The organism is Citrobacter sp. CK195 (assembly GCF_030333365.1).
GTDB classification, from domain to species: Bacteria; Pseudomonadota; Gammaproteobacteria; order Enterobacterales; family Enterobacteriaceae; genus Citrobacter_B; species Citrobacter_B koseri.
The window spans coordinates 15,296-29,457 of the sequence record NZ_JAOWGB010000025.1; the positions used below are offsets into that span (position 1 = coordinate 15,296).

General features: G+C 54.6%; 14 protein-coding genes. 6 read left to right on the forward strand and 8 right to left on the reverse strand.

The features are described from left to right. Nucleotides 1-8 precede the first annotated feature (8 nt). The 8 genes from panF to acuI form a co-directional block, all read right to left on the reverse strand. The gene (gene panF / locus OGX93_RS14285; protein WP_047460907.1) at nt 9-1,460 is read right to left on the reverse strand and encodes a sodium/pantothenate symporter; all 1,452 of its coding nucleotides are present in this window, start codon (nt 1,458-1,460) and stop codon (nt 9-11) included. Next, a complete protein-coding gene (locus OGX93_RS14290) occupies nt 1,450-1,692 on the reverse strand; it encodes a YhdT family protein (RefSeq protein WP_012135393.1) in 243 nt (80 codons plus the stop codon). The genes panF and OGX93_RS14290 overlap by 11 nt, the downstream gene beginning before the upstream one ends. 106 nt (nt 1,693-1,798) lie before the next feature. Continuing rightward, nucleotides 1,799-3,148 carry an acetyl-CoA carboxylase biotin carboxylase subunit gene (gene accC / locus OGX93_RS14295; RefSeq protein WP_012135392.1) on the reverse strand — a complete coding sequence of 450 codons (1,350 nt, stop codon included), beginning with the start codon at nt 3,146-3,148 and terminating at the stop codon, nt 1,799-1,801. Between the two features lie 10 nt (nt 3,149-3,158). After that, nucleotides 3,159-3,629, reverse strand: coding sequence for an acetyl-CoA carboxylase biotin carboxyl carrier protein (gene accB / locus OGX93_RS14300; protein WP_012135391.1), 471 nt, complete (start codon nt 3,627-3,629; stop codon nt 3,159-3,161). A 22-nt stretch (nt 3,630-3,651) separates the two neighbouring features. Then, nucleotides 3,652-4,104 carry a type II 3-dehydroquinate dehydratase gene (gene aroQ / locus OGX93_RS14305; protein WP_012135390.1) on the reverse strand — a complete coding sequence of 151 codons (453 nt, stop codon included), beginning with the start codon at nt 4,102-4,104 and terminating at the stop codon, nt 3,652-3,654. A 235-nt stretch (nt 4,105-4,339) separates the two neighbouring features. Then, nucleotides 4,340-4,960: a protein-methionine-sulfoxide reductase heme-binding subunit MsrQ gene (gene msrQ / locus OGX93_RS14310; RefSeq protein WP_214143732.1), complete on the reverse strand. Its 621-nt coding sequence runs from the start codon at nt 4,958-4,960 to the stop codon at nt 4,340-4,342. Beyond that, a complete protein-coding gene (gene msrP / locus OGX93_RS14315) occupies nt 4,961-5,962 on the reverse strand; it encodes a protein-methionine-sulfoxide reductase catalytic subunit MsrP (RefSeq protein ID WP_024130995.1) in 1,002 nt (333 codons plus the stop codon). A 77-nt stretch (nt 5,963-6,039) separates the two neighbouring features. Then, on the reverse strand, nt 6,040-7,014 hold the full coding sequence (gene acuI, locus OGX93_RS14320) for an acrylyl-CoA reductase (NADPH) (RefSeq protein ID WP_058668164.1): 975 nt from the start codon (nt 7,012-7,014) through the stop codon (nt 6,040-6,042). A 203-nt stretch (nt 7,015-7,217) separates the two neighbouring features. Between acuI and csrD the strand changes: the two genes are divergently transcribed. The 6 genes from csrD (at nt 7,218) to rng (ending at nt 14,142) form a co-directional block, all read left to right on the forward strand. Beyond that, nucleotides 7,218-9,158 (forward strand): RNase E specificity factor CsrD, encoded by a 1,941-nt coding sequence (gene csrD / locus OGX93_RS14325; RefSeq protein ID WP_047460917.1) that lies wholly within the window; start codon nt 7,218-7,220, stop codon nt 9,156-9,158. Nucleotides 9,159-9,465: 307 nt separating this feature from the next. Continuing rightward, a complete protein-coding gene (gene mreB, locus OGX93_RS14330) occupies nt 9,466-10,509 on the forward strand; it encodes a rod shape-determining protein MreB (protein ID WP_000913396.1) in 1,044 nt (347 codons plus the stop codon). Nucleotides 10,510-10,573: 64 nt separating this feature from the next. Continuing rightward, nucleotides 10,574-11,593 (forward strand): rod shape-determining protein MreC, encoded by a 1,020-nt coding sequence (gene mreC / locus OGX93_RS14335; RefSeq protein WP_049009237.1) that lies wholly within the window; start codon nt 10,574-10,576, stop codon nt 11,591-11,593. Further along, complete coding sequence (gene mreD / locus OGX93_RS14340) at nt 11,593-12,081, forward strand: rod shape-determining protein MreD (RefSeq protein WP_012135383.1); 489 nt, start codon at nt 11,593-11,595, stop codon at nt 12,079-12,081. The genes mreC and mreD overlap by 1 nt, the downstream gene beginning before the upstream one ends. Before the next feature lie 8 nt (nt 12,082-12,089). Continuing rightward, nucleotides 12,090-12,683, forward strand: a complete 594-nt coding sequence (locus OGX93_RS14345) for a Maf family protein (RefSeq protein WP_012135382.1) — start codon at nt 12,090-12,092, stop codon at nt 12,681-12,683. Next, nucleotides 12,673-14,142 carry a ribonuclease G gene (gene rng / locus OGX93_RS14350; protein ID WP_012135381.1) on the forward strand — a complete coding sequence of 490 codons (1,470 nt, stop codon included), beginning with the start codon at nt 12,673-12,675 and terminating at the stop codon, nt 14,140-14,142. The genes OGX93_RS14345 and rng overlap by 11 nt, the downstream gene beginning before the upstream one ends. The last annotated feature ends 20 nt before the right edge of the window (nt 14,143-14,162 follow it).

Below are 14,162 nucleotides of genomic sequence, written 5' to 3' on the forward strand. Positions count from 1 at the left end.
AAAACTCTTTATTTATCAGTAGTCAATAAGGTGGCTTGCTGGGCAGATGAACCAAAACGGTTTCCGGCCAGAAAAGCCAATAAACTGAGCAGTAGCGAGGGCACGATGGGGTGAAAGCCCAGGTACTGAACGTTAAAGGTGGCGAGCACGGCATACAACACGCCGCCAATGATCATGGCGCTTAGCGCGCCTGTCGCGTTTGCACGCTCCCAGTACAGGCCCAGCACCAGCGGCCATAAGAACACCGCTTCCAGGCCGCCGAAAGCCAGCAGGTTAAGCCAGATAATCATTTCCGGCGGTTTCCAGGCCGCGAGCAGCAGCAACGCGCCTAACAGCAGCGTGATGATGGCTGACATCCGCTTCAGGCGAGTTTCGTTATGCATTTGCTCCGGGCGAATATTCAGATAGAGATCTTTAATGATCGTAGCGGAACTTTGCAGCAACTGGGCATTGATTGTCGACATAATGGCCGCCATCGGCGCGGCGAGAAAGATGCCGGCGGCAATCGGCGGCAGAACCTTAACCATCAGCGTTGGAATGACCAGATCCGGTACGGTCAGGTCAGGAATCACCGCCCGCCCCAGCGCGCCCGCCAGGTGCATACCGAACATCAGGATCGCCACCACAATCGTGCCGATGATAATGCCGCGATGCACCGCTTTACTGTCTTTATAGGAGATGCAACGCACGGCAGTATGCGGCAGGCCGATCACGCCAAAGCACACCAGCACCCAGAATGAGGTCATAAAGGTCGGTGACAGAATGTCATCCGCGCCCTGCGGCGTCACCAGTTTCGGGTCGATCGTTTGCAGGGTTTCGACCGCGTGTCCGAGGCCGCCTGCCGCATGAACCACGCCGACCAACAGGACGATGGTGCCAATCAGCATGACCATGCCCTGCATCGTATCGTTGAGCACGCTGGCGCGAAAACCGCCAAATGCGGTATACAACGCGATGCTGACGCCAAAGATTAACAGCCCTGTTTCGTAGGGGATGCCCGCTGCGGTCTCAAGCAGGCGCGCGCCGCCAATAAACTGTACGGTCATCGCCCCGACGAAAGCCACCAGCAGGCTGAGGCTTGCCAGCCAGACCAGCAGACGGCTTTGATAGCGGGCAAACAGCATATCGTTAAGGGTGACGGCGTTGTAGCGCCGTGCCAGGATAGCGAATTTCTTACCCAGAATACCCAGCGAGAGCCAGACGGCGGGTAGCTGGATCATCGCCAGCAATACCCAGCCCAGGCCGTATTTATAGGCCGCGCCCGGGCCGCCGATAAATGAGCTGGCGCTAATGTAGGTGGCGGTCAGCGTCATCGCCAATACAATTCCGCCCATCGAACGGCTACCGAGGAAATACTCATTCAGGAAGGTGCCCGTCGTCCTTTTTCGCATGGCATAGACCGACAGACCAAACACCACCAGCAGATAGGCGATAAGCGGCAGAATGACTTCAAGCTGCATCATCGTCCTCCAGAGGAATGTCGCGATAGATAAATTTCACCATAGCCCAGCACAGTAAAATGAAAACAAGCGGCGTCAGCAGGCAGGCCATTTCAAACCAGTGCGGAAGGCCCGTTATGCCGGGTGCCGCGCCTGGTAAGTAAGCAGTCACCAACCACGCAGCCAGATACAGAAGGGTCAGCCACAGCGCCCAACGCGCCTCTTTGTTGGCCTGAACAAAACGCGTGTCCATTTTTTGTCCCTTGTGGATGAAGAAAGCGGGGATTGTACCTTATGGGATGTACCGGAGGGAAAAAAACAAAAGGCCGGAAAACCGGCCTTTTTCAATTAACGCACGCTTATTTTTCCTGAAGACCGAGTTTCTTCTCCAGATAGTGGATGTTGGTGCCACCGTGCTGGAAGTGCTCGTCGTTCATGATGCGGGTTTGCAGGTCAATGTTGGTTTTGATGCCATCAATGATCAGTTCCTGCAATGCGTTTTTCATACGGGCAATCGCCACGTCACGGTTTTCACCGTAGCAGATCAGCTTGCCGATCATGGAGTCATAGTACGGCGGTACGGTGTAACCCGCGTAGATATGGGACTCCCAGCGTACGCCAAAGCCGCCCGGCGCGTGGAAACGCGTGATTTTACCCGGGCTTGGCAGGAAGGTGTTCGGGTCTTCGGCGTTGATACGGCATTCTACCGCATGGCCTTTCACCACAACTTCTTCCTGCTTGATGGACAGCGGCTGGCCCGCAGCGATACGCAGCTGTTCTTTGATCAGGTCAACGCCGGTGATCATTTCAGTAACCGGGTGTTCTACCTGAATACGGGTGTTCATTTCGATGAAATAGAACTCGCCGTTTTCGAACAGGAACTCAAACGTACCTGCTCCGCGATAGCCGATATCGACACACGCTTTGGAGCAACGCTCGCCGATGTAACGACGCAGTTCCGGGGTAATGCCCGGCGCTGGCGCTTCTTCGACCACTTTCTGGTGACGACGCTGCATGGAGCAGTCACGTTCTGCCAGATAGATAGCGTTACCCTGGCCGTCAGCCAACACCTGAATTTCGATGTGGCGTGGGTTTTCCAGGTATTTTTCCATGTACACCATGTCATTGCTGAAAGCTGCTTTCGCTTCCGCTTTGGTCATGGAAATGGATTGCGCCAGTTCGGCATCGCCGCGCACAACGCGCATGCCGCGACCGCCGCCGCCGCCGGACGCTTTGATAATAACCGGGTAGCCGATGCGTTTTGCAATGGCGCGGTTTTTATCCATATCGTCGCCCAACGGGCCGTCAGAACCCGGTACGCATGGAACGCCAGCCTGTTTCATTGCGCTGATTGCGGACACTTTATCGCCCATCAGGCGGATGGTGTCGGCCTTCGGGCCAATGAAGATAAAGCCGGAGCGTTCAACCTGCTCAGCGAAGTTGGCGTTCTCAGACAAGAAGCCGTAACCCGGATGGATTGCCACCGCGCCGGTGATTTCAGCGGCGCTGATGATAGCCGGGATGTTCAGATAGCTTTTTACGGACGGAGCCGGGCCAATACAGACCGTCTCATCCGCCAGCAATACGTGTTTTAAATCGCGATCCGCGCTTGAGTGCACAGCCACGGTCTTGATACCCAGTTCTTTACAGGCACGAAGAATACGCAGTGCAATCTCGCCACGGTTGGCGATGACAATTTTATCCAGCATGTTCGCCTCGTTATTCGATGACGACCAGCGGCTCGTCAAATTCTACCGGCTGACCACTTTCGACCAGAATTGCTTTCACCACGCCGGATTTATCGGCTTCGATCTGGTTCATCATTTTCATGGCTTCAACGATGCACAGGGTATCGCCCGCGTTAACTTTCTGACCGACTTCGACGAATGCTTTCGCATCCGGGCTCGGGGTGCGGTAGAAAGTACCAACCATTGGGGAACGTACGATGTGACCACTGATTTCCGCTGATGCAGCAGGCGCTTCCATTGCTGGAACAGCCGCCGGAGCGACAGCGTTAGACAGAGCTGGCTGCTGCATTGGCGCAGCATAAGCTTGTTGCATCACTGGAAAACCTGCGTTTGGCGCGGTGCGGCTGATGCGCACAGACTCTTCGCCTTCAGAAATTTCCAGTTCGGAGATGCCTGATTCTTCAACCAGCTCGATCAGTTTTTTAATCTTACGAATATCCATGAGTGGGTTCCGTACTCTTTGTTTAGTGTGATTGTGACAGGCGTTTTACCGCCGTCTGTAAAGCGTATGAGTAACCGTCAGCGCCGAATCCGCAAATAACGCCAGCCGCAATATCGGAAAGATACGAATGCTGGCGAAACGGTTCCCGCGCATGTACGTTGCTCAGGTGAATCTCGATAAACGGGATGCTCACCGCGAGCAGCGCATCGCGAATCGCAACACTGGTGTGCGTAAACGCGGCCGGATTAATCAGGATATAGTCCACAGTGTCTTTAGCCTGATGAATACGGTCGATGAGTGCGTACTCCGCGTTAGACTGCAAATGATCCAGCGTCACATTCAGCGCGTCGGCTTCTGCATTCAAACGGTTAACAATTTCCGTTAATGTCAGGGTGCCGTACTTATCAGGTTCACGGGTGCCGAGCATATTAAGGTTCGGACCGTTTAAAAGCAAAATGTGTAATTTGTCGGCCATCGTGCAGCTATCTCCTGCGATTCTCCGGTAAAAAACAAAATATACCTTTGATGCGCGATTGTCACCCTTTCAGCGGCTTAAAAACCCTGTCCGGGAAACCAAGGTCGCACATTATAACGATTTCGTAGCATTTGGCAGCTAAATACTGGTCTTATCAGGGAAGATTATCAACTGCTAACACGCAAAGACCCAAGGCGAGTCCTGGTTTTGCAACAAACCGCACATAACGGAGGCGTTACAGCATTTTGCCCGCAAACGACCGCCACCACTGGCGAAATGTCTTGTAGCGCCAGGCTAAAAGCGCCAGCGCCAGCAGGACATAAATGACTGGCTGCGGCGATAAAATTTTTACCGACCACAGATAATGAATGGGAGCCAGAATCGCGACAAGATAAACGAAGTTATGCAAACGTTGCCAGCGTTTCCCCAGTTTTCGTTGCGCCGCCTGCGTGGAGGTCAACGTAAGGGCGAATAAAATGAACCAACTGATAATGCCCAACGTTAAATAAGGACGAGTGATTAACTCCTGGCCCAGCAGCGCCAGATTATTTATGCCCAGTTCAAGTAGCGCATAGCTGGTTAAATGCAGCGTGGCCCAGGAGAAGCACCATAACCCTAACAAGCGGCGAGTGCGGATCAATAATGGTTGTTTAGCGTAGCGCGCCAGCGGTGAAACCAGCAAGGTGGCGAGCAAAAATTTCAGCGCTGTCCTACCGGTAAAGTGTTGAATATCTTTGACCGGATCGGCGCTGAGCCCTCCCTGATTCACCGCCCAGACGAGCCAGAGAAACGGTAATAATCCGGCAAGATGCAGCAGTACTTTTAGCCAGACGATCTGTTTTTGTGTCAGACGCACTTAGAAATTCTCCCGCAGATCCAGACCGCGATATAAAGACGCCACTTCACTGGCATAGCCGTTAAACAGCAGCGTCGGCTGTCTTTGTACATCCAGAATGCCGCCCGCGCCAATAAAACGCTCGGTCGCCTGTGACCAGCGCGGATGATCAACGTGCGGATTCACGTTGGCGTAAAATCCGTATTCGTTTGGCGCGGCCAGATTCCAGGTGGTCGGCGGGCGTTCGCGGGTCAGTTTAATACTGACGATCGACTTAATCCCCTTGAACCCGTATTTCCACGGCACTGTCAGACGGATGGGCGCGCCGTTTTGCGGCGGCAGCGCTTTACCATAGACGCCGACAGTCAGCAGCGTGAGCGGGTGCATTGCCTCGTCCAGACGCAATCCTTCGACGTAAGGGTATTTTAGCCCGCCGCCGATAAAGCGGTCTTTTTGTCCCGGCATATCATCGGGCGCGTAGATCGTTTCGAACGCCACATAGTTGGCATTGCTGGTGGGTTCGACCAGTGCGAGCAGTTTATGTAAGGGGAAGCCAATCCAGGGAACCACCATCGACCATGCTTCAACGCAGCGCATACGATAGATTCGCTCTTCCAGCGGGAAACGCGTCGTGAGCGCATCGTGATCGAGCGTTAGGGGTTTCGCCACTTCGCCGCTAATTTTCAACGTCCAGGGATCGGTTTTCAGGCTACCCGCGTTGGCGGCCGGGTCTGCTTTATCGAGGCCGAATTCATAGAAATTATTATAACCGGTGACTTTGTTTTCCGGCGTTAACGGGAGGTCGTTTTGCCAGGCGGCGGGTTTGCTGAAATCAAGCGGCTTACCGGCAGGCGCAGGGGGACGATCGTTGCCTTTAAACCAGCTCAGCAGGTCGGCCTGGGCGGTGGCGGGCAGAGAAAGGGCGGCCGCGCTGATACCTAAAGCTTTCAGTACCTGGCGGCGCTGCAACATAAAAACGGACTCCGCGGTTACGTCGGCTTCCGTCAGTTTTTTCATTTTCATAGCATCCTCCGTCATGCGTTTTTTTAAGCATGACGGAGGCGAAACGTTAACGCGAATATGTCACGAAAATTTGAAGATTAGGCAATCTTCACCAGCGTACGGCCCTGCGCCTGGTTATTGATGATGGCATCGGCGAATTTCGGCGCGTCTGCCAGCGTGATTTCTGTTGCAGCCTGCGCATAGAAAGAGGCTGGCAGGTCGTTGACCAGGCGTTTCCAGGCTTCTGCGCGGCGGGCAGGCGGGGTCATCACGGAATCCACGCCCTGCAAGCGGACATTACGCAGAATAAACGGCATGACCGTGGTGGGGAGTGCGAAGCCGCCCGCCAGACCACAGGCCGCAACGCAGCCGCCGTAGTTCATCTGCGCCAGCACTTTCGCCAGCACTTTATCGCCAACGGTGTCGATGGCCCCGGCCCAGAGTTGTTTTTCCAGCGGGCGGGATTCGGCAAACTCATCGCGCCCCAGAATGCGGTTGGCGCCCAGGCTACGCAGGTAGTCGTGGGTGCTTTCGCGTCCTGACACGGCCACAACCTGGTAGCCCAGCTTATGCAGCAACGCAACGGCAGTGCTGCCCACGCCGCCGCTGGCGCCGGTCACGACAATCTCGCCATCTTCAGGGCGAATGCCCGCGTCTTCCAGCGCCATCACGCACAGCATGGCGGTAAAACCGGCGGTGCCGATAATCATCGCATTTCGGCTATCAAGGCCTTTCGGGAGAGCAACCAGCCAGTCGCCTTTTACGCGGGCGCGCTCAGCCAGACCGCCCCAGTGGTTTTCGCCCACGCCCCAGCCGGTCAGTAAAACCTCCTGACCGGCATGGAAGCGGGGATCTTCACTGGCGCGTACGGTTCCGGCGAAATCGATGCCAGGAATCATCGGAAAGTTACGGATGATTTTCCCTTTCCCGGTGATGGCCAGAGCATCTTTATAGTTCAGGCTGGACCAGTGGATATCTACCGTTACATCCCCTTCCGGTAGCCGACTTTCTTCAAGGGTCTGAACGGAGGCAAGGGTTTTACCGTCCTGCTGTTCTAAGATCAAAGCCTGCATAACCTGTCCTCAATTTGCATAGTGGATTGGAAAAATATTTATGAAGACTATACTCGCTAATCAAAACGTGATGCCGATTCAACGCAATAAATTGCCAGATAGACCTGATTTGGTAGTATGCCCGCTTAGCTGTGCAATTTAACGGACTTCGCGTTCAGAGTTGCTCTTTCATGTCGTTTATAACTGTCGGAGTTAACACACGGATGCGATTAACGACGAAATTCTCAGCCTTTGTCACGCTGCTTACCGGGTTAACGATCTTCGTTACGCTCATCGGCTGCTCGCTGAGTTTTTACAATGCCATCGAGAATAAATTCACCAGCCGCATTCAGGCGGTCGCCACCGCTATTGACACGCATCTTGTCTCCTCTGATTTTGTCACGCTAACGCCGCAGATTAATGAACTGATGGTATCGGTCGATATCGTGCGCGTCGATTTGTTGCAGGATGGCCGCCAGGTGTATAGCCATTCGCGCAACAGCAGCTATCGGCCGGCGGGAAGCAACAACCTGTATCGTGAGCTGACGATTCCGCTGGTAAAGCATCCCGGCACCTCGCTGCATGTGGTGTTTCAGGACCCGATGGGCAACTATTTTCACTCGCTCGTGACCACCGCGCCGCTCACGCTGGCGATCGGCTTTATCGTTCTCATCTTGTTCTTATCGGTACGCTGGCTACAGCGCCAGCTGTCCGGGCAGGAGCTGCTGGAAATTCGTGCAACGCGTATTCTGAACGGCGAACGCGGGCCGAATGCGCGAGGGTCGGTCTATGAATGGCCCGCGCGCACCAGTAGCGCGTTGGATATGCTGCTGTCTGAAATTCAGTTTGCCAGCGAACAGCGCAGCCGTCTGGATACGCTTATCCGTTCTTATGCGGCGCAGGATGTCAAAACCGGGCTGGGCAATCGCCTGTTTTTTGATAACCAACTGGCGACGCTGCTGGAAGATCAGGAAAAAGTGGGATCGCATGGCGTGGTGATGATGATCCGCCTGCCAGACTTTAACCTGCTTCACGACAGCTGGGGGCGCGATCTCGCGGAAGAACAGCTGTTTGCGCTGATTAATCTGCTGTCGACATTTATTATGCGCTACCCGGGTTCGCTGCTGGCGCGCTACCACCGCAGCGACTTTGCCGTCCTGTTGCCGCACCGCACATTGAAAGAAGCGGAGAGCATCGCCGGGCAGTTATTAAAAGCGGTAGATGCATTACCGGTTAATAAAAAGCTCGATCGTGACGATATGGTACATATCGGCATTTGCGCATGGCGTAGCGGTCAGTCAACGGAGCAGGTGATGGAACATGCCGAAGCCGCGACCCGAAATGCCGTGTTGCAGGGAGGGAACAGTTGGGCGGTGTATGACGATTCGCTGCCGGAAAAAGGCCGTGGCAACGTACGCTGGCGCACTCTTATTGAGCAGATGCTCAGCCGGGGCGGGCCGCGGATTTATCAGAAACCGGCGGTAATGCGTGAAGGACGCGTACACCACCGGGAGCTGATGTGCCGTATCTTTGACGGCGCCGAAGAGGTGATTTCGGCGGAATACATGCCGATGGTATTGCAGTTCGGTTTATCGGAAGAGTATGACCGCTTGCAAATTAGCCGTTTGATCCCGCTGCTGAAATACTGGCCGGAGGAAAATCTGGCGATGCAGGTAACGGTAGAATCGTTGATCCGCCCACGGTTTCAGCGCTGGCTGCGTGATACGTTGATGCAGTGCGAAAAATCGCAGCGAAAACGTATTATTTTTGAACTTGCCGAGGCAGATGTTTGTCAACACATCAGTCGGTTACAGCCTGTTATTCGTTTAATGAATGCGCTTGGCGTTCGGATCGCGGTGACACAGGCGGGTTTGACGCTGGTGAGTACCAGCTGGATTAAAGAACTTAATGTGGAATTACTGAAACTTCATCCGAGTCTGGTAAGAAACATTGAGAAACGAACGGAAAACCAGTTGCTGGTACAGAGCCTGGTGGAAGCCTGCACGGGAACGCATACGCAGGTTTACGCGACAGGCGTCCGTTCGCGTAGCGAGTGGCATACGCTGACGGGGCGCGGAGTGGCGGGCGGACAGGGGGATTTTTTTGCCTCCTCCCAACCACTTGACACCAACGTGAAAAAATATTCGCAAAGATACTCGGTTTAACCTGCCGTTTAATTTGTTTTCACGTAGAATAACGCGCGCTGTGCCTCATGGGGGTGTGCTTGTCTGCTCGCCAGATTGTTGCAGCAAATATGCAGGTAAACGACCTTTTACAGGTTGCAAATGAAGGCCAGGATTGCTGCTGATGTATTCAGTTCTGATGGACCCAGACAGAGATTTGTAACAAAGGAAACGTACTGCGCTAATTTTCACCGTAGCAGATGATTTTTGCGCCTTGTCGCTGCTGCGTGTGGTTGGTAAAGTAAGCGGATTTTGTTTTCCGCCCCAGCTTTCAGGATTATCCCTTAGTATGTTGAAAAAATTTCGTGGCATGTTTTCCAATGACCTGTCCATTGACCTGGGTACTGCGAATACCCTCATTTACGTAAAAGGACAAGGCATCGTATTGAATGAGCCTTCCGTTGTGGCCATTCGTCAGGATCGTGCCGGTTCACCGAAAAGCGTGGCCGCAGTAGGTCATGATGCGAAGCAGATGCTGGGTCGTACGCCGGGCAATATCGCTGCTATTCGCCCGATGAAAGACGGCGTTATCGCTGACTTCTTCGTGACTGAAAAAATGCTCCAGCACTTCATCAAACAAGTGCACAGCAACAGCTTTATGCGTCCAAGCCCTCGTGTGCTGGTGTGTGTACCGGTAGGAGCGACCCAGGTAGAGCGTCGTGCGATTCGTGAATCCGCACAGGGCGCTGGCGCTCGTGAAGTGTTCCTGATCGAAGAACCGATGGCTGCGGCAATCGGCGCCGGTCTGCCGGTGTCTGAAGCAACCGGTTCAATGGTTGTCGATATCGGTGGCGGTACGACGGAAGTGGCCGTTATCTCTCTGAACGGCGTGGTTTACTCTTCTTCTGTGCGTATTGGCGGCGACCGCTTCGACGAAGCGATCATCAATTATGTGCGCCGTAACTACGGTTCTCTGATCGGCGAAGCGACCGCAGAACGTATCAAACACGAAATCGGTTCTGCGTATCCGGGCGACGAAGTGCGTGAAATCGAAGTTCGCGGGCGTAACCTGGCGGAAGGCGTTCCACGCGGCTTTACCCTGAACTCCAACGAGATTCTGGAAGCGTTGCAGGAGCCGCTGACCGGTATCGTGAGCGCGGTGATGGTTGCGCTGGAACAGTGCCCGCCGGAACTGGCGTCTGATATCTCCGAGCGCGGTATGGTGCTCACGGGCGGCGGCGCGCTGCTGCGTAACCTTGATCGTCTGTTAATGGAAGAAACCGGCATTCCTGTCGTTGTTGCTGAAGATCCGCTGACCTGCGTGGCGCGCGGCGGCGGCAAGGCGCTGGAAATGATCGATATGCACGGCGGCGACCTGTTCAGCGAAGAGTAATCGGATACCGGCAGGGTGATGGTTTGATTACCCTGCCGACTCTGATACGAGAATACGCAAACTTATGAAGCCAATTTTTAGCCGTGGCCCGTCGCTACAGATTCGCCTTATTCTGGCGGTGCTGGTGGCGCTCGGCGTGATTATAGCCGACAGCCGCCTGGGGACGTTCAGCCAAATCCGCACGTACATGGATACCGCCGTCAGCCCTTTCTACTTTATTTCCAATGGTCCCCGTGAATTACTCGACGGCGTGTCGCAAACGCTGGCTTCGCGTGACCAACTCGAACTTGAAAACCGGGCGCTGCGCCAGGAACTGTTGCTGAAAAACAGCGAATTGCTGATGCTGGGGCAATACAAACAGGAGAACGCGCGTTTGCGCGAGCTGCTGGGTTCGCCGCTGCGTCAGGACGAACAAAAAATGGTGACTCAGGTCATCTCCACGGTTAACGATCCTTACAGCGATCAGGTGGTGATCGACAAAGGAAGCGTGAACGGGGTCTATGAGGGGCAACCGGTCATCAGCGACAAAGGCGTAGTGGGCCAGGTCGTTGCGGTGGCGAAACTGACCAGCCGCGTTCTGCTTATTTGCGATGCGACACATGCGTTGCCGATTCAGGTGCTGCGTAACGATATCCGCGTCATTGCCGCCGGTAACGGCTGCACGGACGATTTACAGCTTGAGCATTTGCCGGCAAACACCGACATTCGCGTTGGCGATGTGCTGGTAACGTCGGGTCTGGGCGGCCGTTTCCCGGAAGGGTATCCGGTGGGCGTGGTTTCGTCCGTCAAGCTGGACACCCAACGTGCTTACACCGTGATTCAGGCGCGTCCGACTGCGGGTTTACAGCGTTTGCGTTATCTGCTGCTGCTGTGGGGAGCCGATCGCAACGGCGCTAATCCGATGACGCCGGAAGATGTGCATCGCGTCGCTAACGAACGACTGATGCAGATGATGCCGCAGGTTCTGCCTTCGCCAGATGCGATGGGGCCGCCAGCGCCAATGCCGGACCCTGCCACGGGGATTAGCCCGGCGCCTGCCGCGCCTCAACAACCGGCGGCTACGCGCGCAACGGGGGGGCAATAGTGGCAAGTTATCGTAGCCAGGGTCGCTGGGTTATCTGGCTCTCGTTTCTTATTGCGCTATTGCTGCAAATCATGCCCTGGCCGGATGACATCATCGTTTTCCGGCCAAACTGGGTGCTCCTTATCTTGCTGTACTGGATCCTCGCACTGCCGCACCGCGTAAATGTGGGTACAGGTTTTGTGATGGGTGCCATACTGGATCTGATCAGCGGCTCCACGCTTGGCGTGCGGGCCTTGTCGATGAGTATCATTGCTTATCTGGTTGCACTGAAATTCCAGCTATTCCGTAACCTGGCGCTCTGGCAACAGGCGCTGGTGGTGATATTGCTCTCACTGGTCGTGGACATTATTGTTTTCTGGGCCGAGTTTTTAGTGATCAACGTCTCTTTCAGACCGGAAGTATTCTGGAGTAGTGTAGTAAACGGTGTGCTCTGGCCCTGGCTTTTCCTGCTGATGCGCAAAGTGCGCCAGCAGTTTGCTGTGCAGTAAAGGTTTCTATGACTGACGTTTATCTTGCTTCCGGTTCACCTCGCCGCCAGGAGCTGCTTGCGCAGCTGGGCGTCTCTTTTGTACGTATCGTTACGGGAATTGAAGAAACGCGTGGCGAAGGCGAAAGCGCGCAACAGTATGTCTCCCGTCTGGCGCGGGAAAAGGCGCAGGCAGGCGTGGCGCAAACGGCGCGCGACTTGCCGGTGCTGGGCGCCGATACTATCGTGATTCTTAACGGTGAAGTGCTGGAAAAACCGCGCGATGCAGAACACGCGGCGCATATGCTGCGCAAACTGTCGGGGCAGACGCATCAGGTGATGACGGCCGTCGCGCTGGCGGACAGCCAGTACGTGCTGGATTGTCTGGTGGTGACGGAGGTGACGTTCAGAACACTGAGTGATGAGGACATCGCGGGCTATGTTGCCAGCGGTGAGCCTATGGATAAAGCTGGAGCATACGGTATTCAGGGGCAGGGTGGCTGTTTTGTCAGGAAGATAAACGGCAGCTATCACGCCGTGGTCGGCTTACCGCTGGTTGAAACGTATGAGTTGCTGAGCAATTTTAACGCACTGCGTGAGAAAAGAGATAAACATGACGGCTGAATTGTTGGTAAACGTAACGCCATCGGAAACACGCGTGGCGTACATTGATGGCGGTATTCTTCAGGAAATTCATATTGAGCGTGAAGCGCGACGAGGCATCGTAGGCAATATCTACAAAGGCCGTGTAAGCCGTGTACTTCCGGGTATGCAGGCGGCTTTTGTAGATATTGGACTGGAGAAAGCCGCGTTTCTTCATGCTTCAGACATTATGCCGCATACCGAATGCGTGGCGGGTGAAGAGCAAAAGAACTTCACCGTACGCGACATCTCTGAGCTGGTGCGTCAGGGGCAGGATCTGATGGTGCAGGTGGTAAAGGATCCGCTTGGCACCAAAGGCGCGCGCCTGACGACGGACATCACGCTGCCTTCCCGCTACCTCGTCTTTATGCCCGGCGCGTCGCACGTTGGCGTTTCTCAGCGTATTGAAAGCGAAACCGAACGTGAACGCCTGAAGAAGGTGGTGGCGGAGTATTGCGACGAGCAGGGCGGATTTATCATCCGTACGGCGGCGGAAGGGGTGTGCGAAGAGGATCTGGCGTCGGATGCCGCTTACCTCAAACGCGTCTGGACGAAAGTCATGGAGCGTAAAAAGCGGCCGCAAACGCGCTATCAGATGTACGGCGAACTGGCGCTGGCGCAGCGCGTACTGCGTGATTTTGCCGATGCCGAGCTGGACAGAATCCGCGTGGATTCGCGTCTGACGTACGAGGCATTGCTGGAATTTACTGCGGAATATATCCCTGAGATGACCAGCAAGCTCGAACACTACAGCGGTCATCAGCCGATTTTCGATCTCTTTGATGTTGAAAATGAGATTCAGCGCGCGCTGGAACGCAAGGTGGAACTGAAATCCGGCGGTTATCTGATTATCGATCAAACCGAAGCCATGACCACCGTTGATATCAATACCGGGGCGTTTGTCGGGCACCGTAATCTCGATGACACGATCTTCAATACCAATATTGAGGCGACGCAGGCGATTGCGCGGCAGCTGCGTCTGCGCAATCTGGGCGGTATCATCATCATCGATTTTATCGACATGAATAATGAAGATCATCGCCGTCGGGTACTGCATTCTCTGGAGCAGGCGCTGAGCAAAGATCGCGTGAAAACCAGCATCAACGGCTTTTCGCAACTGGGTCTGGTAGAGATGACCCGCAAGCGTACCCGCGAAAGCGTGGAACATGTGCTATGCAATGAATGTCCAACGTGTCATGGACGCGGTACGGTGAAAACGGTGGAAACCGTCTGCTATGAAATTATGCGTGAAATCGTGCGTGTGCATCATGCCTACGACTCCGATCGTTTCCTCGTTTATGCCTCTCCGGCGGTGGCGGAAACGTTAAAAGGCGAAGAGTCGCACGCGCTGGCAGAGGTGGAAATTTTTGTCGGCAAGCAAGTTAAAGTCCAGATTGAACCGCTCTATAACCAGGAGCAATTTGACGTCGTAATGATGTAAAAGACCGCCGTTTCCAGGCC